Below are 20,668 nucleotides of genomic sequence, written 5' to 3'. Positions count from 1 at the left end.
GTGTCGCCCGAATCAGTCGCCGGCCGCGCTTTCCACGTCGTCCTCGTCGACGACCGGCGCGTCGGCCGCGCTCACGTCGTCCGGTTCCTCGCGGCCGCCGCCGACGATCATCTCGCCGTCCTCGGTTTCGACGTAGACGTCGTCGGCGAAGCCACCGACGGCGTGGGGGTGTTCCGGCTCGTCTAGCCGCTCCGGCGTCGACGGTGCGTCGGCAACGCCACCGGCTGGGCGGAACGTCCCGAGCGGGTCGTCGATGGTGATGCCGTGGGCGTCGAAGAAATCCGCGTACCGCTCGTAGTGGGCTTCGAGTTCGTCGGCCGGGAACTCCATCATCTCCGTCCAGCCGTGGTTGTAGAAGTCGAAATTCGCCTGGATGTGGGTGATCTCCCGGGCCTCGGCCTCCGAGTACTCCGCCTGGAGCGCGGCCACGTAGGTGTCCATCGTGGCGTCGAAGAAGTCGTCGAGGTGGTCACGCCGCTCCTCCCGGTGGGCCTCGTCGGCCTTCCCGAGGAAGATCTTTGTGTGGAGTTTCACCAGCCCGTAGTTGGCCACCGACCGGACGCCGGGTGTGGTCAGCGCCTTCTTGCTCGCCCAGTGGCGCGGGTTCTGGTATATTTTCATTTCAGTCACGAATACGGGCTACAGCGCCTTCAAATCCCCGACTATCGGTGTCTTCAGTGCGCTATCGCAAACGATACGCAGATAGCAATCCACATTAAGCCTGATTTCGTACCGCCCGTACATGAGCACGTCGCACGTAATCATCGGTGACGGCATCGCGGGTGCGTCCGCAGCCGAGACAATCCGGGAAGCGGACCCGGACGCGTCGGTCACAGTCCTGACCGACGAGGGGGAGGCACTGTACAACCGGATCCTCATCAAGGAGTTCGCCAAGGGGAAGCTGCCGGAAGCGCCGATCTCCATCCACGAGCCGGAGTGGTACGACGAGCGTGATATCGACCTGCAGCTGAACACCCACGTAACGGACATCGATCCCGACGCTCACGAGATCCACACCCACAAGGGGGATACCTACGAGTACGACAAGCTGCTGGTGGCCACGGGTGGGACGCCGGCACAGCTCCCGGTCGAGAACAGCGACGCCGACGGCATCCACCACTTCTGGACGTTCCAGGACGCGCGTGGCATCCGCGAGCACGCTGACGAGTCCGACCAGGGCATCATCGTCGGGGCGGGACTGCTCGGGATCGACCTCGCGGCGGTCTGTGCCGCACAGGAAATCGACGCGAAGTACCTGATGCGTGGCAACCGCTGGTGGCGCTACGCGCTCTCGGAGGACGGCGCGGAGATCATCCACGAGGCCCTCGAAGAGAACGGCGTCGAACCCGTCTTCGAGTCCGGCGTCGACCACTTCGAAGTCGACGACGACGGCCACGTCACCGGTGCCGTCGACCCCGACGGCAACCACTACGACGGCGAGTGGGCCGGCGTCGCTATCGGCCTGAACTTCAACACCGAGTTCCTCAACGGAACCGGGCTCGAACTCGACGACGGCGTCGTCGTCGACGAGTACATGCAGACCAACATCGAGGACATCTACGCCGCGGGCGACCTCACCCAGTTCTACGACACCATCCTCGACTCCCAGGCGCAAAACGGCGCGTGGGGCTCGGCCAAGGAGCAGGGGTCGGTCGCCGGGACCAACATGGTCGCAGACGCCGAGGAGAAGGAGTTCCGCTGGGTCTCCTCGTACTCCATCACGCACTTCGACTTCCCGTTCCTCTCCTTCGGGCACCCGACCCGCGGCGACGACGAGGCCGAACGGAAGTACTCCGACAGCGAGTGGCGGCGTCTCGCCTTCGAGGACGGACAGCTCATCGGCGGCGTGCTGATCGGCGACCTCTCACAGCAGTCGGCGTTCAAACAGCTCATCCGCGAAGAGCGTCAGGTCGCGGAGAAGAAGGAACTGCTGCTGGAGAAGGAAGTGGACCTCGAAGAAGTGAAGGCACAGACGCCCGCCCCGGCCGAATAAGGCCCGCCGACACCGATCTTTTTCAGCGCTGCGGACGTAGTGACGCGTATGCGTGACGCCCTCTCCAGCATCGTTGCCCGGCTCACCCGTCGTGACGGCCAGTCGGGTGGGGCAGACACGGCAGCCGATGACAACGCCAGCTTCGCCGGCTCGCTGCTCGATGCGTCGGTCAATTACAGTCACGGCCAGAGCGACCGCCAGGCCACTAGCGAGATGGCCGCAGTGCAGGAAGAGGCCAACCGCCTCGCACAGGCGGACCAGCACCGCGAGTAACTGCCAGCAGGAGAACGACGCTCTTTTTTCGCCCTAAGGCGGAGAGTCGCGTATGGATGGCGGCAGCGGCGATATGACACTCGCGTTCGACCTCGACGCCCTCAAGCAACTGGCCTACCCCGACAGCGTGTTCAACGACGCGCGCCAGTGGTCCGAGTACGTCGGCGTCATCTCCGAACAGCCCACCTACGTCGTGACTAACTTCACCCGGAAACACCGGATCAGACAGGACTTCTTCTCGGGGCCGCGCGGCCGCGAGGAGAGCCTCGAAAACGTCAAAGAGCAGTTCGACACTGACCGGCACGTCTTCGTCGGCGGAACCGATGAGGACGCCGACCTCGCCGAGACGGCGGGCTGGGAGTACCTCCCCGTCACGCAGGCCGCGGAGGCGGCCGACTGGGACCTCGGCGAACCGGAGACGCCGGACGCGACAACCGACGCGGACGAGGAGCGCGACGACTGGCCGTAGGCGCGGACATCTCCGGCTGACAACAAGTCGAGTAGCTTTATATTTTCCCGGTTATGGGTGGTGTGTATGGCCCTCCAAATCGGCCGTGCCTTCCAAGACGGTATCGACGAACTACTCAGTGAGCGCGGGGCGGTGTTTGCCGGCGTATTCATCGTCTATGGATTGCTCAGCTCTGTCGTCTGGGCGTCGCTTTCACAGGCGTTCACAGAACTGTTCCTGGGGCAATTGCCGAGCGATGCACAGGTCAATCAGGCGGCAATGGCTGGCGGGACGCCACTGGCACTCGACCTCCCGCTTGCAGTTGCTGCCGTCGGCGCGCTCGTGCTGTTTGTGGTCAACGAAGCGCTGAACATCGTCGCGATTCGTGCCTTTGCCAGCGATGACCGTGAACCGATTCCCGACAACGTGGGCCGGCGACTGGGCAAAACTGTTGGGATCGCGATCGCAGCCGGCATTCTCACTACTATCGCAGTGGGCGTCGGCCTTGTTCTGCTTATTATCCCCGGACTGGTGTTTGCACTCCTGTTTTTCTTTGTCCGACAGGAGATTGCGCTGAACGACAGCGGAATTATCGAATCAATCAGCAACAGTGTCAGTATCGTCACCGACAACCTCCTCGCCGCGTTTGTCCTTGCCGTTGTGCTCGCGGTGCTCGGATTCGTTCTTGGGGGGGCTTTCAGCCTCCTCCCGATATCGCTACCACCGATGGTCCTGACGACGGTATCGACGGTTCTCTCCAGTGTCGTCGGCGTGTTCTCGATTGCTGTGACGACTGTCGCATATCTCCAAGCGACTGAGTCTGACCACGATGTCGCCCACGAGACGGAGTCCGTCGGCGGGCTCTAGGCCGCTGCGGTTCGTATCGCGGCCTTTAACCACGGGAGCGACCAATCACGGATAATGGCTGAACCGCGCGTGCCCGGCGGGCGCGAGTCCGAACTCGAACTGGCCTGTGGCGAACGCGTCGACACGCATGACCTCCATCTGGGCATGCGGGAGTTCGCGTGCGACTGCGGGAAGACACACGCCGTCGTGCTCGACCCGCACCCGCTGGCACGCTTCGTTCCGGAGTTTCTCACCGAGGTGCTGCACGCGACCATCGAGACCAACGACGACTACGACGAGTTCACGACTGTCCACCTGATGGGCGTCGTGATGGAGGAGTTCCCGGAGAAGGTCGTCGCCGCCGACACCAGCGAGGACGGGTCGGTCGGCTTCTCGCTGGCGTGGGTGAGCGATTTCGACTCCCGCCGCCTTCACGAAATCGTCGTCGAACTGCTCGTGGAACTGATGGAACACGCAATCAGCCACGCCGAGGACGACGACGTGATGGCGGAGTTCGAGGAGCAGATGCTCCAGTTCGACGTCGACGCGTTCGTCGAGCAGTACCGGGACGAGCGGAACTTCGACGGCCGGTCGGACACCGCAATCTGAGGCCGACTGCGACCTGAGTACTTAGTGGGTCTGGCTCGCACACCCATGCATGGCGGGTCGTGTGGTGATCCTGCTCGTGCTCTTGCTTTTTGCGGGCTGTGGAGCCTTCGGCGGGGCGGAGCGACAGACGGTGACGCCAGTTCCGGTCCCCGAGCAGTCTCAGGACGGCCGGGTCGAACCCGCCCTGACCGAGGACGCCGTCGACGCAAGGCGACTCGCGGCGGCCCACCAGCGCGCGACGCGGACCCGCTCGTACGTGCTGGGGATGCGGCTGTCGCTGGAATGGGGCACGCAGATCGTCTCGCTCGTCGTCGACGACAGGTATCACTACCAGTTCCGGACCGAAATCGTCGACCAGAACTACACCAGGCGGGTGTACACCAACGGGAACCGACGCTACGTCTACGACAAGCGAGCACAGGGAGCCTGGACCGCAGCGAGGCGGCCAACCCCGGTCAGCGGGGTACTCGACCCCGACCCTGCGCGACTCATCGAAGCCTACCTCGCAACGAACGTCAGCGCCGAGCGCCCGAGGGACAACTGCGACACCTGCCCCGTGATACTCACGGCCACGGACCCACCGGCGGCGTTCGAACCGGCCGACAATTACAGCGTGCAGGCGATTGTGCGGCCGGACGGGCTCGTCCAGTCGCTGACGGTATCGTACTGGGACCGCTCCAGAAACGCCCTGGTGAGCTACGAAATCCGGTACTCTGCAGTCGGCGAGACAACCGTCTCCCGACCGACGTGGGTCCGAAAGCGCTGGGGGAACGCGACAGACAGCGACCTCGAACTGTCCGACAGCCAGTGACACGCCGCTGTCGGTCGATTTCCCGAAATCAGCCGTCTGACTGTTGTCTGACGGTGTTATATGATGGTTGCGGTGTTGTAACTGTGTATGGCTATACGTGAGGGAGAGTTCGAGCGCATCCTGACAGTGCTCGAAGAAGCCGACGCCGACGGCACGCTGACGGCCCGCGAGATATGTGACCTCCTCGAAGAACACGACGAGGCGTTCGGGAGCGCCCACCGTGTCGCGACAGTCCTGGGTCGCCGTGCGCAGTCCGGCGAGGTCGAGGTCATTCAGGGCCAGCCCTACCGGTATCGCGTTCCCGACCGCGACAACTGACGGCTCTCAGCACCGCTGCCGTCGGAATTCTAACTTGTGGCTCCGCTGTGAGACAGCCAATCGTGTGACACACATACGTTACGATATTCGAAATTAGGCTTCGAGCTTCGCATTGTTTCGCCGGGCTTATTACGATGTATAGACTCCGCTCGTACAATGACAGCGGACGAGGACCGTACAATCCTGCTCATCGGCAGTGGCCCGATCAAGATCGGACAGGCGGCCGAGTTCGACTACTCCGGCGCACAGGCGTGTCGCGCCCTCCAGGAAGAGGGTGCCCGCGTCGTGCTCGTGAACTCGAACCCGGCGACGATTATGACTGACCCGGAGATGGCCGACAAGGTGTACCTCGAACCCATCAACACCGAAGCCATCTCTGAGATTATCCGGAAAGAAGACCCCGACGGCGTCATCGCCGGCCTTGGCGGCCAGACCGGCCTGAACGTCACGGCCGAACTCGCCGAGGAGGGCGTCCTCGACGAGTACGACGTGGACGTGATGGGGACCCCACTGGACACCATCTACGCGACGGAGGACCGCGACCTGTTCAAACAGCGGATGGAGGACATCGGTGAACCGGTGCCGCGCTCGACGACCATCACGCTCGACGAGGGCGAGTCGGTCACCGATCTGGACGAGGAATCGCTCGTAGACCGCGTCGAAACAGCTGTCGACGCGGTCGGCGGGCTTCCCGTCATCGCACGCACGACGTACACGCTGGGCGGTTCCGGCTCCGGTGTCGTCGACGAGATGGACGAACTCATCGAACGCGTTCGCAAGGGCCTGCGCCTCTCGCGCAACAACGAGGTCCTCATCACCGAGTCCATCTCCGGCTGGGTCGAACTCGAATACGAGGTGATGCGCGACGCCGACGACTCCTGTATCATCATCTGCAACATGGAGAACATCGACCCGATGGGCATCCACACCGGGGAGTCGACCGTCGTCACCCCCTCGCAGGTCATCCCTGACGAGGGCCACCAGGAGATGCGCGACTCCGCGCTGAAGGTCATTCGAGACCTCGGCATCCAGGGCGGCTGTAACATCCAGTTCGCCTGGCACGACGACGGCACGCCCGGCGGCGAGTACCGCGTCGTCGAGGTGAACCCGCGCGTCTCCCGCTCCTCGGCGCTGGCCTCGAAGGCGACCGGCTATCCGATTGCCCGTGTCACGGCGAAGGTCGCGCTCGGCAAGCGTCTCCACGAGATCGAAAACGAGATTACTGGCGAGACGACCGCCGCCTTCGAGCCGGCTATCGACTACGTCGTGACGAAGGTCCCGCGCTGGCCCATCGACAAGTTCCGCGACACGGAGTTCGAGCTCTCGACCGCGATGAAGTCCACCGGCGAGGCGATGTCTATCGGCCGGACCTTCCCCGAGAGCCTGCTGAAGGCGCTTCGCTCCTCGGAGTACAACCCGGCTGCTGACTTCAACGAGATTGACGACGCGGAACTCGAAACGGAGTACCTCGAAAAGCCGACGCCAGACCGCCCGTACGCGATGTTCGAGGCGTTCTGCCGCGGTTACACCGTCGACGAAGTCGTCGAAATCACCGACATCAAGGAGTGGTACGTCGAGCGGTTCAAAGAGGTCGCCGATGCCGCCGACGCCGCCCGCGAGGGCGACTACGAGACCGCCGCACAGGCCGGCTTCACCGACCAGGAGATCACCGCGCTGGCCGGCGGTGAGTTCAACGACACGCACGTCTCCTGGCTCCCGGCCGACCTTGACGAGGACGGCGGCGACGAACCGGAAGTCGAGGCAGCCACGGACGGTTCCGGTGTCACAGTGGACACTGTCGAGACGGAGACGACCGACCGCGACTTCAAGCTCGTCGACACCTGTGCCGGTGAGTTCGAGGCGACGACGCCGTACTACTACTCGACGCGGGACCCGCTGTCGGGTATCGACCGCGACGAACTCCAGATCGACCCCGACTTAGAGAGCGTCGTGGTCGTCGGTGGCGGCCCCATCCGTATCGGGCAGGGCGTTGAGTTCGACTACTGCTCGGTCCACGCGGTCCGCGCACTGGAGGACCTGGGCATCGACGCCCACGTCGTCAACAACAACCCCGAGACGGTGTCGACGGACTACGACACCTCCGACGGGCTGTTCTTCGAGCCGGTCACCGCCGAGGAAGTCGCCGACGTGATCGAGGCGACCGAAGCTGACGGCGTGATGGTCCAGTTCGGCGGCCAGACCTCCGTCGACATCGGTCACCCGCTCGAACAGGAACTCCAGCGCCGCGACCTCGACTGTGAAATCATGGGGACCTCCGTCGACGCGATGGACCTCGCCGAGGACCGCGACCGGTTCAACAAGCTGATGGACGAACTGGGCATCTCCCAGGCCGAGGGCGGCTCCGCGACCTCCAAGGAGGAAGCCCTGGACCTGGCCCACGACATCGGCTACCCCGTCCTCGTGCGCCCGAGCTACGTGCTCGGCGGCCGTGCGATGGACGTGGTGTACAACGACGACGACCTCGAAACGTACATCGAGGAAGCCGTCCGCGTCAGCCCGGACAAGCCGATCCTCGTCGACGAGTTCCTCGCCGACGCCGTCGAACTGGACGTCGACGCCGTGGCCGACGAGGACGACGTCCTCATCGGCGGCGTGATGGAACACGTCGAGACGGCGGGTATCCATTCGGGCGACTCCGCCTGTATGATTCCGCCGCGGTCACAGGAAATCAAGGACGTGATGCCACGTATCCGCGAGGTCGTCGAGGACATCGCCGACGCGCTCGACACCGTCGGTCTGCTGAACGTCCAGCTCGCCGTCCGCGACGGCGAGGTGTTCGTCCTCGAAGCGAACCCGCGCTCGTCCCGTACCGTTCCGTTCATTTCCAAGACGGCTGGCGTTCCAATCGCCAAAATCGCCGCTAAGGTGATGTCCGGCGCGACGCTGTCGGAACTCGACGTGCAGGAGCAGATTCCCGAGCAGGTCTCCGTCAAGGAAGTCGTGCTGCCCTTCGACCGCCTGCCGGGTTCGGACCCGCGTCTCGGCCCGGAGATGAAATCCACCGGCGAGGTCATGGGGACCGCCGGCTCCTTCGGCAAGGCCTACCAGAAGGCCCAGATGGCCGTCGGCAAGGCAATCCCGCTTGAGGGAACGGCCATCGTCGACCTGCCCATCCTCGGCTTCGAGGAGCACTTCGACGTGCAGGACTTCGACGACTACGCGGACACCGACGCTATCATCGACGCCATCCAGAGCGGCAAGGTCGACCTCGTCCTCTCCCGCGACCGCGACGTGCTGGAAGCCTGCGTCGAGGAGACCGTGACGTACTTCTCGACCCACGAGAGCGCCGAAGCGGCGCTGGAAGCCATCAACTCCGCCGACCAGCCACTCGCCGTCCAGGCCATCGACGAACGGCCAAAGACCCAGCGCGAGTGGGGCGCTGAGTAACGCCGGCTAGCCGCGGAAGCAGACCGCTCACCGCGGCGGCACCGATTCCTGTCACTCGAACAGATCGGCACAAATACTTATTCGTTGGACACGCTCATATACTCTCCATGGCCGATGCAGTACGTGTCCTACACGTCGAGGACGACCCCGAGTTCGCGTCGATGACGGCGGCGTTTCTCAGCCGTACCGACGACCGCTTCGACGTGATTTCGGCAACATCGGCGAGCGAGGGGCTCACCCGGCTCAGCGAGGAGCCCATCGACTGCGTCGTCTCGGATTTCGATATGCCCGGCCAAGACGGCATCGAGTTTCTGGAATCCGTCCGGGCCGTCGACGAAGACCTCCCGTTCATTCTCTTTACCGGGAAAGGCTCCGAGGAAGTGGCCAGCGAGGCGATTTCGGCCGGTGTGACGGACTACCTCCAGAAGCAGCAAGGCACTGACCAGTACACGATTCTGGCCAACCGCATCGCCAACGCGGTCGAGCAGTACCGGTCACAGCGGGCACTGGATGCGAGCCGGAAGCGGCTCTCGCTGTTTATCGATAAGTCACCGCTCGGCGTCATCGAATGGGACGAGAGCTTCGAGGTGGTTCAGGTCAACGAGAAAGGCGAGGAGATTCTCCGGCGTGGGGAAGCGGACCTCGTCGGCAAGGCGTTCGAGACGCTCGTTCCGGACTCGGCGCTGGATGCGGTCGAAGAGACGATCACGGCCCTACAGGAAGCCAGCGGTGGCTACTATACCGTGCTCGATATCGAGACCGGCGACGGCGAGCAGATCGTCTGTGAGTGGCACAACCGCACCATCCGAGAAGACGGGGAGACCGTCGCGATCTTCTCACAGTTTCGGGAGATAACGGAGCGCCGGCAGCGACAGCAGCGTATCGAGGCGCTGCACGACACGACCCGGAAGCTGATGCACGCTGAGTCACGCGAGGCTGTCGCCGAACTGGTCGTCGAAACCGCACGCGACCTGCTCGGGCTGCCGCTCAGCGCTGTCTTTCTCGCCGACGAGTCGGCCGACGCTCTCAGACCGACTGCAGTGACCGACCAGGCACAGGCGATCATCGACGAGCACCCGACGTTTCGCGAGGGCGACAGCCTCGTCTGGGAGGTGTTCGAATCCGGCGAACTGCGCGTCTTCGACGATGTCTCCACTAACCCTGGCCGCTACAACCCCGACACCGACATCAGCAGCGAGATTCTGATCCCACTGGGCGACCACGGCGTGCTGATCGCCGCATCGACCGATGCCGATGCATTCGAGGACGCATCGATCTCACTGATGCGGACTCTCGCTGCCAACACCGAAGAGGCGCTTTCCAGACTCGACCGGCAGCAAGAGCTCAGAACGCTCACGGAACGCCACGAACTCGCGCTTGAAGGTGCCGAACTCGGCGTCTGGGACTGGAACGTCAAGACGGACGAGGTCACCTTCGACGAGCGCTGGGCCGATATGCTCGGCTACTCGCTCGACGAACTCGAGCCGTCGGCAGACACCTGGGACGAACTGATCCACCCCGAAGACCGCGAGCGGACCTACGAAGCACTGAACGCCCACTTCGACGGTGAGACGGAGATCTACGAGTGCGACCACCGGCTCAAGACGGATACCGGCGACTACCGATGGATCCGCGACATCGGCAAGGTGTTCGAACGCGACGAGAACGGCGACCCGGTACGTGCGGTGGGGATCCATCAGGACGTGACCGACCACAAAGAACGGAAACAGGCCCTCGAAGACACGAGCCGCAAACTGCAGGTCATTCTCGATACAGCGCCGACGTACATCCTGATGAAAGACACCGACAGTCGCTTTCTCTTCATCAACAGCGCGGCCCGTGAGCTCTACGGGGTCGACGCTGACGAGTCCGTCGTCGGCATGAGCGATTACGATATTCTTCCGGATCACATCGCGGAGCAGACCCACGCCGACGATCAGCGGGCCCTCGAACAGAGAGAGACCGTCGAAGTCGAGACAGTGATTCCTGTCGACGGGACGGAGCGGACACATCTGACGCGGAAGACGCCGATACTCGACGAGGACGGTGAGCCGTACGCCCTCTGTGTCGTTGCGACCGACATCACCGACCAGAAACGGCGCGAGCGGGAGTTGGCCCGCCTCACCGACGAGTACGAGGCGGTGTTCGAGAACACGAACGACGCCATCGCGCTCGTCGACATCGAGGACCCGGCGGACGATCCGACGTTCCGCTACGTCCGGACGAACGAGGCCTACGAACGACAGAGCGGATTCGAAACCGAGTCACTGACCGGTCAGACCCCAATCGAGGCTGCCAGCCCGGACACCGGCCGTCGAATCGCCGACCACTACGAGCGGTGTGTCTCGGCCGGCGAAACCATCACGTTCGAGGAGCGGGACCTCCACCCGACCGGCGTCTGGGAGACACAGGTGACACCGATCTTCGCTGACGGGGAGATCGACCGACTCGTTGCTATCTCCCGGGATATCTCCGACCGCATCGAGTACCGCGAGCAACTGGAGCGGCAGAACGACCGGCTCGAAGAGTTCGCGAGCATCGTCAGCCACGACCTCCGGAACCCGCTCAGCGTCCTCGAAGGTTCGCTCGCCCTCGCCAGAGACACCGGCAACGACGAGCAGTTCGACCGCTGTTTCCGTGCCATCGACCGCATGAAGGAACTCATCGAGGACCTGCTGACTCTGGCCCGTGAGGGGGACACGGTCTCCGAAACGGAGCCGCTCGACCTCGAATCGACTGCGCTGTCCTGCTGGCATGCCGTCGAGACGTCTGATGCCACTCTCGAAGTCACTGCCGAGAGCACGATCTACGCCGACGAGAGCCGCGTTCGCCAACTCCTCGAGAACCTCATCAACAACGCCGTGACACACGGCGGCCCGGCCGTCACTGTCGAGGTCGGTGATCTCACCGATTCGGGCTTTTACGTCGCCGATGACGGCGGCGGTATCCCGGCTGAACAACACGAAACGGTGTTTGAGAGCGGTTACACCACCACTGACGGTGGCACCGGGTTCGGGCTCGCTATCGTCAAGGAGATCGCGGCGGCACACGACTGGTCGGTATCCGTGACCGAGAGCGAGGCTGGCGGCGCACGGTTCGAGTTCAGCGGCGTCAGACAGGAGTTCTGAGCCGTGGGGGTGTGATGACTGCTCGCCGTGAACGCCCTCCCCTCCACCATTACAACTCTGTACTATCGCACCGATATACTGGCTATAGGTAATCAATATTCATATATTGGTGCCTATCTGTCCTGTTCTGCGTCAATAATGGCACGTTCGTAACACTCATTTCCGGGGCTGTGGCACTAGCTGTATGGATCGCGTTGCAATCGCTGTCGCCGCTCCGGGAAGCCGATGATAGAAGACGTCACCGAGCGGGCGGAGACAGTTGCGGAGATGGCTCCCGGTAGCTCGGTAACGACGGCAGTCCTCGCCGGACACGAGAGCCGGTTCTCCGAGTCACCACCACTGAACAACCCTCCGCTGACGTACCTCGACGGCGCGGAAGCCCCGGCGTATCTCCTGACCAACGGGAAGCGCGGCATCGGGCGCGGGACGAAACGCAAGACTGATTCGCCGGTCGGCGACCGTCGGACGGTCATTCTGATTACCGGCCGCCGGACGCTCTGCCTCATCGGGAAAGACGAGGACGACGAAGTCATCGAGGTCCCACACGAGGCGGTTGCCGACGTTACCACCAAGTCCGGATTCCGTGCGCACCGCCTCGCGCTCCGCACCCCACGGAAGATGTATCACTGCTGGGTGCACCGCAAGACCGACAAGACAACCCTGAACGCGGCCGCCGAGTTCATCGAGAACCATCAGCAGGACAGCCCGGACGCCATCGACGGCGACGACACCGCCAACCGGGTCATGTACCGCGGCCGCCCCGTCGCACCGCAAGACACCACAAACGAAGACGAAGGCAGCGACCAGACCACGTACTATCGCGGGCAGCCAATCGACGACGACAGCGACTGAATTACCCGGTTCTCACTCGCTACGCTCGCTCCGAACCGCGCCGCTCACGGTTCGCTATCGCTCACCGTTCGCATAAAACGAGGCCTCTCACTCCGTTCGAGCCCTCGCTCGGAAGCCCGGGGACCCCTCGCTACGCTCGGGCTCTCCCTACTCCCCCGCCATCCCTAGCACATCATCGAAGAAGCCGAGCGAATCGTGCGGGCCGGGGTTGGCCTCGGGGTGGTACTGGCGCGTGATGATGTTCAGGTCGTCGTTTTCCAGCCCCTCCGGCGTGTCGTCGTTGACGTTGACCTGGGTCACGTCGAGTTTGTCACCGGGGTCGGCGACGGTGTAGCCGTGGTTCTGGGTCGTCATCACGACCTGATTGGAGCGCAGGTCACGAACAGGCTGGTTGACGCCGCGGTGGCCGAACTCCATCTTCTCGGTTTCGCCGCCGAGCGCGTTGGCGACGACCTGCTGGCCGAGACAGATGCCCGCAAGCGGCACGTCGCCGACGTAGGTCTCGACGAGTTCCCCAGCCTGCTCGAAGTTCTCGGGGTCGCCGGGGCCGTTCGAGATGAACAGCAGGTCTGGGGCGACGGCGGCCACGTCGTCCTCGCTGGCGTCGTATGGGAAGACGTGAACCTCGGCGTCGCGTTCGACGAGCGACTCGGCGATGGAGCCCTTTGCACCGCAGTCAACCAGCGCAACCGTCGCACCGTCGCCGCCCTCGTTGTGGACCTCCACGTCGTCGACGGAGACCTGCGCGCCGATGTCGGTGTGGTCGGACATGTGCTTGCATTCGTGGAGTTCGTCGAGCGCGTCCTGCTCGGTCACGTCCGGCCCGGCGGCGATGCCGCATTTCATCGCCCCTTCGTCGCGGATCTCGGTGACGATGTCGCGCGTGTCGAGGTGGTCCACAGCGGGGACGCCCTCGGACTCCAGCCACTCGGCGACGTCGTCGGTCATCTCGCGAGCGACGGCGGCGCGCGGGTGGACGCGGTCCGACTCGAAGCGCTCCTCTCGGACGCCGTAGTTCCCGATGAGCGGGTAGGAGAACGTCAGCACCTGCTCCTCGTAGGACGGGTCGGTGAGGCTCTCCTCGTACCCGGTGTACGCTGTTGTAAAGACCAGTTCGCCACGGGCGGTGCCCGGAGCGCGAGCGCGCGCCTCGATGACGCGGTCGCCCTCGATTGCCACGTATGCGTCAGCCATTACGAGATGCGTACACTATAGTCGGCCATAAGGGTTGCTTTCGAAGACGAGTTTCGAATTTCGTAATCCTCAAGTCACGGCCGGTGATACTGTCACATCTCGATGGACGACCTCGACAGAGAGATACTCTCGATACTCCGCCGGGACGCCCGAACCCCGTATACTGAGATCGCGGACCGGGTCGGCACGTCGGAAGGGACCGTGCGAAACCGCGTCGAACGACTGGTCGAGGACGGTGTTATCGAACGCTTCACTGTCGCGACGCGGACCGGCAACGTGAAAGCGATGATCGAGGTCAGCGTCGATGTCAACGTCGACACGGCCGAGGTTTCGGACCGCATCGCTGACTGGCAGCAGGTCGATTTCGTGTGGCAAGTCTCCGGCGAGGAGGATATCGTCGTCGTCGTCGACGCCGCCGACACCGACGCAGTCAACGGGCTCATCACGCAGGCGCGTGAGTTGGAGGAAGTTGTGGGGACGAAGACGAGGCTAATTTTGAACGAACGAGTTGGGTAACGCGCGGCACCGCCGCGCGAGCCAACTCGGTGAATCGGAATTCGCCGAGTGAGGTTGATTTTGAACGAGCGCGTCGGGTGAGCAGCGAGGGCTCGAACGGAGTGAGAGGCCTCGTTTTATGTGAACGGTGACGACAGGGACCGTGAGCAGCGAGGGCTCGAACGGAGTGAGAGGCCTCGTTTTATGTGAACGGTGACGACAGGGACCGTGAGCAGCGAGGGCTCGAACGGAGTGAGAGGCCTCGTTTTATGCGAACGGTGACGACAGGAACCGTGAGCAGGGCCCCTCCCCTACGGTCAAGGTCCCCGGACTTCCGAACAGCAGGCGGAGCCGTGGTCCCCACCAGCACCGACGTGACACCCTGATTTCATGTCCGTTGGGCTACGACAGACGGTATGCAGTTCCCGGTGGGCCTGGATACCGACATCGTCTCGGCGTACGGACAACTCGCGACAGACGGGGCGCAGTTCCTCGCCGTCGCGGCGCTCCTCTACGCTATCGGCCGGCTAGTCGTCGTGCCAGCAGTCCGATGGCTGCTGTCACGAACCGAGACTAACAAGACAGTCGCCAGTGCGCTGACCAGCGCCGTCCACCTAATCTCGGTCATCCTCGCGGTGGTCATCGGCGCTAGCGTCGCGGGCTTCCGGGGTGCACTCGCGGGGTCGACCCTGCTGGCGGCGGGCATCACGCTTGCGGTGGGGCTGGCGGCACAGGACGTCCTCGGGAACTTCGTCGCCGGCGCGTTCATCGTGACGGACCCGGACCTGAACGTCGGCGACACTATCGCCTGGAACGGGATGCAGGGCACAGTGGTCGACATCGACCTGCGGGTAACCCGGATTCGGACGTTGGACAACGAGCGCATCATCGTCCCGAACACGGCGCTGGCGACGAGTGCGGTGACGAACCAGACCTCGACTGGGCCTATCGGAATTTCCTATCAGTTCGGTATCGGCTACGACGACGACATCGAAACCGCGCAGGCCATCATCGAGAACGCCGCCCGCGACCTCGACCACGTCTCGGAGAAGCCGGCTCCGACAGCTAGAGTCAGCGACCTCGCGTCGACGGCGGTCATCCTGACAGGCCGGATCTGGATCCCCAACGAACGGCGGAACCGACTCGCGTCAGTCAGGGCTGCGTTCATCCAGCAGGTACAGACCGACTGCCGCGCCGAGGGCATCGATCTCAGCGACACGAGCCAGCACGAACTCTCCGGCGACATCGGCGTCCACGACAGCGTCGGGCCGGCGCACGAGCGAACCGAGTAGCCACCGCTCGGGACCGTGTCCGGCCCCGCGTTGTCTGCGAGGTTCGCAGCGCCCGTATATTTATAACTGTTCATAATCTGGTACGTATATGGACGAGAAGCGCTTCGTCGTTGCCCTCTTCGGCCTCGCTGTCGCGGTGGTGGTCGGCGTACTCGCATATCAGTTCATCGCGGCGCTGACCGTCTCCGTGTTCCTCTATTATTCGACGCGACGGTACTACAGTTCCCTGCGCAGGCTCCGCCTTCCAGCGCGGGTGCGTGCGGTCATCGTCATGGCATCGCTGGCGATTCCGCTCCTATTGCTCGTCAGCTATGCGGCCGTCCTCCTCATTGTCGAAGCCCGGCAGTTCGTCACCCAGTACGCGCTCGTCGACGTGGCCGCGACGCACGTCAGTTGGCTTGACGGCGCGGAGTCCGTGCCGGACCTCACCGTCGAGGGGCTGTACAGCGCCTACCAGTCGGGACAGCTCTCGCCGTTCGTCGACTTCCTCAGCGAGAACGCGATGGTGCTTACCTCGGTCGCCTCCCAGTTCGTGCTCAATCTGTTCATCACGACCATCGTCACGTACTACCTTCTGGTGGACGGGCGGCGCATTCGTGAGTGGTTGCTCCGGTTCGACGACGGTGCTATCATCCGCGAGTACCTCGAAGCTGTCGACGAGGAACTGGAAGCGGTACTGTTCGGCAATCTCCTGAACGTGTTGGCGATTTCGCTCATCGCCATCGCCGCGTTCACCGGCTATAACGTCGTAGCGCCGGCGGCTGTCGAGGTCCCGTATCCGACGCTCGCCGGCGCGCTGACCGGTATCGCGAGCTTGATTCCCGTCGTTGGGATGAAAATAATCTACCTCCCGTTGACCGGTTTCACCGCGCTCCCGGTGGTGCTCGACGGGCAGTCTTCGCTGCTCGCGTACGTGCTCGGATTCCTCCTCGTCGCGGTGGTCGTCGTCGACACGATTCCGGACCTGCTGCTTCGGCCACTTCTCAGCGGCGAGAGCACGCACGTCGGACTCCTGATGCTCGCGTACACGCTCGGCCCCGTCGTGCTGGGGTTCTACGGGCTCTTTTTCGCCCCGATACTGCTCGTCGTCGGCATGACGTTCGCGAACACAGCACTCCCTCGTCTGCTCGGCGCGAGCGAACCGGACGGTATCCACCCCGATCAGTTACGACTAGAAGACTTCAGCTAGCCGCTGTGACCGGGGCCGGAAATCGAACGCAAATGGGCGGTTTGCGAGGGACAGGTCTCGACGGCCGCGCCGGGGTGTGTCTCTGTCACACACGAGACGAACATTTATATTCAGGTCAATTTAACTAGGTGAAAATGGGGATGGACTCCGATTTCCCCTCCTGTCAGGTGGCTCCGGACGACCAGATCGGGGAGTTGTACGTGGCGACGCGACGGCTGATGACTGCCGAGGACCAGTCCGAAGTCGCGACTACCGCTGTCGAGACTGCGACAGCGATTCTCGACTTCCCGTTCAGTGTCTTCTGGGAGGCAACTGATAGCGGGCTCAAAGCAGAGGCGATCTCTGACCCGCTTCGAGAGCACGTCGAGGTTCCGGATGATCCGGGACAGGTACTGCGACACGAGCGCGGGAGTTGGCTGTGGGACCACTACGAGAGTGACGAGACGCAGTGGGTCCTCGTTGATGAAGAGAAAGCGGCGTCCGACGCGCCACTCCACGGCGGTATTACTGTCCCACTCGCGGAGTACGGGCTCTTGACAGCCGGGACGGATGAGCGATCCGAACCGACCGAGCGGGAGACGCAGTTGGCCGACATCCTCGGGAAGAACGTGCTCTCGACCCTCGAACGGATCGAGCGCGAGCAGGAGCTGAAACGGCAGCGCGACAACCTCGACCTGCTGAACCAGATCGTCCGCCACGACCTCACGAACCACTTACAGACCATCAGCGGCCGGGCGGAACTGCTCCGGGACCAGTGCAGCGGCGACGCTTTGGAACACGTCGACGGGATTCGGGAAAGTAGCCAGGCAGCCGCGGAACTGCTTGAGACGGCTGGGGATCTCGCGACGGTAATGCGACAGACGGACTGGGAGACCGAGCCGGTGGCGCTTGGACCAGTACTGTCCTCGGTGACCGAGGATATCACAGCGACGTACAGCGACGCACAGGTCACCGTCCCGGACGAGTACTCGTCGATACGGATACAAGCCGACGAACTCCTGTCCTCCGTGTTTCGGAACGTCCTGACCAACGCCGTCCAGCACAACGACTCGGCAACACCGTCGGTTGTCGTCGACGTGATCGACGACGGTGACGTGGTCCACGTCACTGTCGCCGACGACGGACCGGGAATCCCGGACGAGCAGAAACAGGCGGTGTTCCAACGCGGGGAGAAACGCCCGGACAGTGACGGTACCGGGGTCGGCCTCTACCTCGTCCGAACGCTGGTCGACGCGTACGGCGGCGACGTGTGGGTTGAGGACAACGAGCCGACGGGGACGGTAGTCGGGGTTACGCTGTTGACGGCAACGGACGGCTCCTGAGGCGGTTTTTCCACCGGACGGTCACGCTACTGCGCTACCAGCCCGTCCAGTAGATGTATCGCGCCGTGTTTGTCGAGCGGGTCGTTCGCGTTCCCGCAGTGGGGCGACTGCACGCAGGCCGGACAGCCGTCGGCGCAGTCACACGAAGTCAGCATCGACAGCGTGGTGTCCATCAGCGGCCCGATGTCGTGGTAGCCGGCTCGTGTCAGGCCGATGCCGCCGGGGTAGCCGTCGTAGATGAAGATGGTCGGCTCGCCGGTGTGGGGATGACGCGGCGTCGATAGCCCGCCGATGTCGCCGCGGTCACAGAGGTACTCGAAGGGGAACATCGAAATCATGGCGTGCTCGGCGGCGTGGATGGCCCCCGAGAAGTCGCCGGGCTCGCTGCCGCCGTCGGTCGCTGCATCGCCGGGCTGACCGCCGCCCCTGCCACCGCTTCCGCTCTCGGGGTCTCTTTCTGCCCCGTAGGCTCCCTGCCGTATCTCGCTTTCCAGGTCCGATGGCACCGTATGGTACAGCGCCTTCGTCTCCAGCGTCGTCTCTGGCAAATCGAGCGAACGCTGTCCCAGCACCTCTCCGGAGGACCCGTCCCGGCGCTCGTAGCCGGTAATCTGCTTGCGCATCGTCACGGACGCGAACCGGACCGGCACGTCCTCGCGGGTCGGCAGTCGCCGCTCCGCCAGGTCCGCCTCGACGGTGATGGTCTTGTCGTGCAGGACGCGGGTGAAGTAGTCGGCCCACGTCCGGTCGAGTTCGGCGACGCCCGCATCGAGGTCGAGGTCAGTCACCTCGTAGCGCCGGCCCTGGTGGTGATAGATCGCGCCGGGATGAGCGTCCCGCAGTGCGTCTTCGACCGAGAGCTTCGCTATCACGTCGCCGTTCGCCACGAGTTTCACTTCGCCGTCGTCGACGGTCCGCAGGTTCATCTCGTGGTGTGGGCTGCCGTTGCCGAGCCAGCGCATCCCCTGGTCGGTCTGGCGTCGGTCGAGCTTTCCGGCTGATTCGAGGTCAGCGACCACGTCGGGGAACGTCTCGCCGAAGTAGCGGTCGTCGGTCGGCGAGAGCCAGTTCTCGCAGGCGGCCGCATGGACGTGATCCGGAAGCAGTTGCTCGTTTTCGGGGTTGGTCACGGCCTGCTCGGCCCCCGTCTCGAACAGCGCGTCAGGGTTGCGCAGGACGTACTGATCCAGTTGGTCCTCGCCGCCGACCAGCGCGACCAGCGCGGGGTCGGTGCCGCGACCGGCCCGTCCGGCCTGCTGGAAGGCCCGCATCCGCGTTCCCGGGTAGCCGTCCAGCAACACGGCGTCTAAGCCGCCCACGTCGACGCCCAGTTCGAGCGCGCTGGTCGACCAGACGCCCCGCAGGTCTCCCGATTGGAGGCCCTGCTCCAGTTCGCGTCGGCGGTCGTCGGTCAGCGCGGCCTGGTACGCGCCGACGCTGTCGGCAAGGGCGTGCTCGCCGCGGCTCCGGAGTTCATCCGCGCTGTCGCTGGCGTACCGCTCGGCGGTCTGGCGCGACCCGGCGAAGACGACCGTCTGGAGGCCCCGCTCGACGAGGTCCACGAACAGCTGTTTCGTCTCGACGTGATTCGACTTCCGGCGGCCGCTCCCCCAGCCGTCGCCCTCGTACTCCGGCGGGTTCCACAGCAGCCAGTGGCGCGGCCCGCTGGCGCTGGCGTCCTCGTCGACCAGCGCGAACGACTGCTCGGGCTGGCCGGTGACGGCCGCCGCGTGTTCGACCGGATTGCCGATGGTCGCCGAGCAGCAGACCCACTCCGGGCCGCCCGCTGTTGCGCTGTCGCCTCTGCTGCCGTTGCTTTCGCTGCTATCGCCGCCGGCGTCGAACCGCTCGGCGACCCGCTGGAGGCGACGCATCACCAGCGAGACGTGGCTGCCGAACACGCCGCGGTAGCCGTGCACCTCGTCGATGACGACGGTTTCGAGGCGCTGGAAGAACCAGTCCCACAGCCGGTGGGCGTGGGGGAGGATGCCGTAGTGGAGCATGTCCGGCGTCGTCAGCAACACGGTGGGCTGGCGCTCCCGGATGGCCTCCTTCTCGGATTTCGACTGCCGACCGGTGTACTGGGCGACGGAGACCCCGGAGGCGAAGCCGAGCCCCTGGGCCAGTTCCGATAGCGTCTCGGTCTGGTCGTTGATGAGCGCGACCTGTGGCGCGATATACAGCGTCGTGGCCCGTCGGTCCAGCGCCCGCTCGAACGCCGGCACGGTGTAGGCGAGGCTCTTGCCGCTGGCCGTCTCGGTCGCGAGGACGACGTTGTCACCGGACCGAACCGCTTCGATTGCGTCCACCTGATGAGCGTAGAGGTCCGTGATGCCCTGGTCGTCGAGAACGCTGGCGAGGCGGTCAGTCACCTCACAGTCCGCGGTTTTCGCGTCCTGACCGGGTATCGTCCGCTGGTCGACGATCTGTCCCTCGTAGTACGGACGGTCCCGGAGCCACGCGATCGTGTCGTCCACGGGCGGGGTACGT

The 20,668-nt window shown here is 64.2% G+C and carries 17 protein-coding genes; 14 read left to right on the top strand and 3 right to left on the bottom strand.

Annotated elements, in window-relative coordinates:
* Positions 1-12 precede the first annotated feature (12 nt).
* A complete protein-coding gene (locus VI234_RS10215) occupies positions 13-621 on the bottom strand; it encodes a DUF6149 family protein (RefSeq protein WP_008310805.1) in 609 nt (202 codons plus the stop codon).
* Positions 622-742: 121 nt separating this feature from the next.
* Between VI234_RS10215 and VI234_RS10210 the strand changes: the two genes are divergently transcribed.
* The 10 genes from VI234_RS10210 (at position 743) to VI234_RS10165 (ending at position 12,686) form a co-directional block, all read left to right on the top strand.
* Entirely contained in the window at positions 743-1,993 is a 1,251-nt protein-coding gene (locus tag VI234_RS10210) for an NAD(P)/FAD-dependent oxidoreductase (RefSeq protein ID WP_008310804.1), read from the top strand.
* Between the two features lie 48 nt (positions 1,994-2,041).
* Positions 2,042-2,266, top strand: a complete 225-nt coding sequence (locus VI234_RS10205; protein WP_008310803.1) for a hypothetical protein — start codon at positions 2,042-2,044, stop codon at positions 2,264-2,266.
* Positions 2,267-2,318: 52 nt separating this feature from the next.
* Positions 2,319-2,735, top strand: coding sequence for a DUF7124 domain-containing protein (locus VI234_RS10200; protein WP_008310801.1), 417 nt, complete (start codon positions 2,319-2,321; stop codon positions 2,733-2,735).
* 66 nt (positions 2,736-2,801) lie between these two features.
* A complete protein-coding gene (locus tag VI234_RS10195; RefSeq protein WP_008310798.1) occupies positions 2,802-3,581 on the top strand; it encodes a hypothetical protein in 780 nt (259 codons plus the stop codon).
* A gap of 54 nt (positions 3,582-3,635) precedes the next feature.
* A complete protein-coding gene (locus tag VI234_RS10190) occupies positions 3,636-4,169 on the top strand; it encodes a DUF5815 family protein (RefSeq protein WP_008310796.1) in 534 nt (177 codons plus the stop codon).
* Positions 4,170-4,218: 49 nt separating this feature from the next.
* Complete coding sequence (locus tag VI234_RS10185; protein ID WP_336329915.1) at positions 4,219-4,980, top strand: hypothetical protein; 762 nt, start codon at positions 4,219-4,221, stop codon at positions 4,978-4,980.
* Positions 4,981-5,067: 87 nt separating this feature from the next.
* The gene (locus tag VI234_RS10180) at positions 5,068-5,298 is read left to right on the top strand and encodes a hypothetical protein (protein ID WP_008310792.1); all 231 of its coding nucleotides are present in this window, start codon (positions 5,068-5,070) and stop codon (positions 5,296-5,298) included.
* 156 nt (positions 5,299-5,454) lie between these two features.
* Positions 5,455-8,706, top strand: a complete 3,252-nt coding sequence (gene carB, locus VI234_RS10175; protein WP_336329914.1) for a carbamoyl-phosphate synthase large subunit — start codon at positions 5,455-5,457, stop codon at positions 8,704-8,706.
* A 107-nt stretch (positions 8,707-8,813) separates the two neighbouring features.
* Complete coding sequence (locus VI234_RS10170) at positions 8,814-11,834, top strand: PAS domain S-box protein (RefSeq protein WP_336329913.1); 3,021 nt, start codon at positions 8,814-8,816, stop codon at positions 11,832-11,834.
* Positions 11,835-12,059: 225 nt separating this feature from the next.
* Entirely contained in the window at positions 12,060-12,686 is a 627-nt protein-coding gene (locus VI234_RS10165) for a hypothetical protein (RefSeq protein WP_336329912.1), read from the top strand.
* 147 nt (positions 12,687-12,833) lie between these two features.
* On the opposite strand, the gene carA is transcribed toward VI234_RS10165, so the two are convergent.
* On the bottom strand, positions 12,834-13,880 hold the full coding sequence (carA, locus tag VI234_RS10160) for a glutamine-hydrolyzing carbamoyl-phosphate synthase small subunit (protein WP_336329911.1): 1,047 nt from the start codon (positions 13,878-13,880) through the stop codon (positions 12,834-12,836).
* Positions 13,881-13,982: 102 nt separating this feature from the next.
* Here carA and VI234_RS10155 point away from each other — a divergent pair, with 102 nt between their 5' ends.
* From VI234_RS10155 to VI234_RS10140, 4 genes are all read left to right on the top strand, one after another.
* Positions 13,983-14,396, top strand: a complete 414-nt coding sequence (locus tag VI234_RS10155; protein ID WP_008310783.1) for an Lrp/AsnC family transcriptional regulator — start codon at positions 13,983-13,985, stop codon at positions 14,394-14,396.
* Between the two features lie 395 nt (positions 14,397-14,791).
* A complete protein-coding gene (locus VI234_RS10150; protein ID WP_336329910.1) occupies positions 14,792-15,667 on the top strand; it encodes a mechanosensitive ion channel family protein in 876 nt (291 codons plus the stop codon).
* Between the two features lie 88 nt (positions 15,668-15,755).
* Positions 15,756-16,856, top strand: coding sequence for an AI-2E family transporter (locus tag VI234_RS10145; RefSeq protein WP_336329909.1), 1,101 nt, complete (start codon positions 15,756-15,758; stop codon positions 16,854-16,856).
* Positions 16,857-16,990: 134 nt separating this feature from the next.
* Positions 16,991-18,178, top strand: a complete 1,188-nt coding sequence (locus VI234_RS10140; protein WP_336329908.1) for a sensor histidine kinase — start codon at positions 16,991-16,993, stop codon at positions 18,176-18,178.
* Positions 18,179-18,204: 26 nt separating this feature from the next.
* On the opposite strand, the gene VI234_RS10135 is transcribed toward VI234_RS10140, so the two are convergent.
* Positions 18,205-20,655: a DEAD/DEAH box helicase gene (locus VI234_RS10135; protein ID WP_336329907.1), complete on the bottom strand. Its 2,451-nt coding sequence runs from the start codon at positions 20,653-20,655 to the stop codon at positions 18,205-18,207.
* Positions 20,656-20,668: the final 13 nt, after the last annotated feature.

Origin of the sequence: Haloarcula sp. CGMCC 1.2071 (assembly GCF_037078445.1) — an archaeon.
Taxonomy (GTDB): Archaea; Halobacteriota; Halobacteria; order Halobacteriales; family Haloarculaceae; genus Haloarcula; species Haloarcula amylolytica.
The sequence above is the reverse complement of the archived record's forward strand: the minus strand, read 5'-3'. Positions and strand labels throughout refer to the sequence as shown.

What these genes read in the sequence shown, in the direction of transcription:
- VI234_RS10215 (WP_008310805.1), bottom strand. Translation starts at nt 621, where the DNA reads ATGAAAATATACCAGAACCCGCGCCACTGGGCGAGCAAGAAGGCGCTG.
- VI234_RS10210 (WP_008310804.1), top strand. Translation starts at nt 743, where the DNA reads ATGAGCACGTCGCACGTAATCATCGGTGACGGCATCGCGGGTGCGTCC.
- VI234_RS10205 (WP_008310803.1), top strand. Translation starts at nt 2,042, where the DNA reads ATGCGTGACGCCCTCTCCAGCATCGTTGCCCGGCTCACCCGTCGTGAC.
- VI234_RS10200 (WP_008310801.1), top strand. Translation starts at nt 2,319, where the DNA reads ATGGATGGCGGCAGCGGCGATATGACACTCGCGTTCGACCTCGACGCC.
- VI234_RS10195 (WP_008310798.1), top strand. Translation starts at nt 2,802, where the DNA reads ATGGCCCTCCAAATCGGCCGTGCCTTCCAAGACGGTATCGACGAACTA.
- VI234_RS10190 (WP_008310796.1), top strand. Translation starts at nt 3,636, where the DNA reads ATGGCTGAACCGCGCGTGCCCGGCGGGCGCGAGTCCGAACTCGAACTG.
- VI234_RS10185 (WP_336329915.1), top strand. Translation starts at nt 4,219, where the DNA reads ATGGCGGGTCGTGTGGTGATCCTGCTCGTGCTCTTGCTTTTTGCGGGC.
- VI234_RS10180 (WP_008310792.1), top strand. Translation starts at nt 5,068, where the DNA reads ATGGCTATACGTGAGGGAGAGTTCGAGCGCATCCTGACAGTGCTCGAA.
- carB (WP_336329914.1), top strand. Translation starts at nt 5,455, where the DNA reads ATGACAGCGGACGAGGACCGTACAATCCTGCTCATCGGCAGTGGCCCG.
- VI234_RS10170 (WP_336329913.1), top strand. Translation starts at nt 8,814, where the DNA reads ATGGCCGATGCAGTACGTGTCCTACACGTCGAGGACGACCCCGAGTTC.
- VI234_RS10165 (WP_336329912.1), top strand. Translation starts at nt 12,060, where the DNA reads ATGATAGAAGACGTCACCGAGCGGGCGGAGACAGTTGCGGAGATGGCT.
- carA (WP_336329911.1), bottom strand. Translation starts at nt 13,880, where the DNA reads ATGGCTGACGCATACGTGGCAATCGAGGGCGACCGCGTCATCGAGGCG.
- VI234_RS10155 (WP_008310783.1), top strand. Translation starts at nt 13,983, where the DNA reads ATGGACGACCTCGACAGAGAGATACTCTCGATACTCCGCCGGGACGCC.
- VI234_RS10150 (WP_336329910.1), top strand. Translation starts at nt 14,792, where the DNA reads ATGCAGTTCCCGGTGGGCCTGGATACCGACATCGTCTCGGCGTACGGA.
- VI234_RS10145 (WP_336329909.1), top strand. Translation starts at nt 15,756, where the DNA reads ATGGACGAGAAGCGCTTCGTCGTTGCCCTCTTCGGCCTCGCTGTCGCG.
- VI234_RS10140 (WP_336329908.1), top strand. Translation starts at nt 16,991, where the DNA reads ATGGGGATGGACTCCGATTTCCCCTCCTGTCAGGTGGCTCCGGACGAC.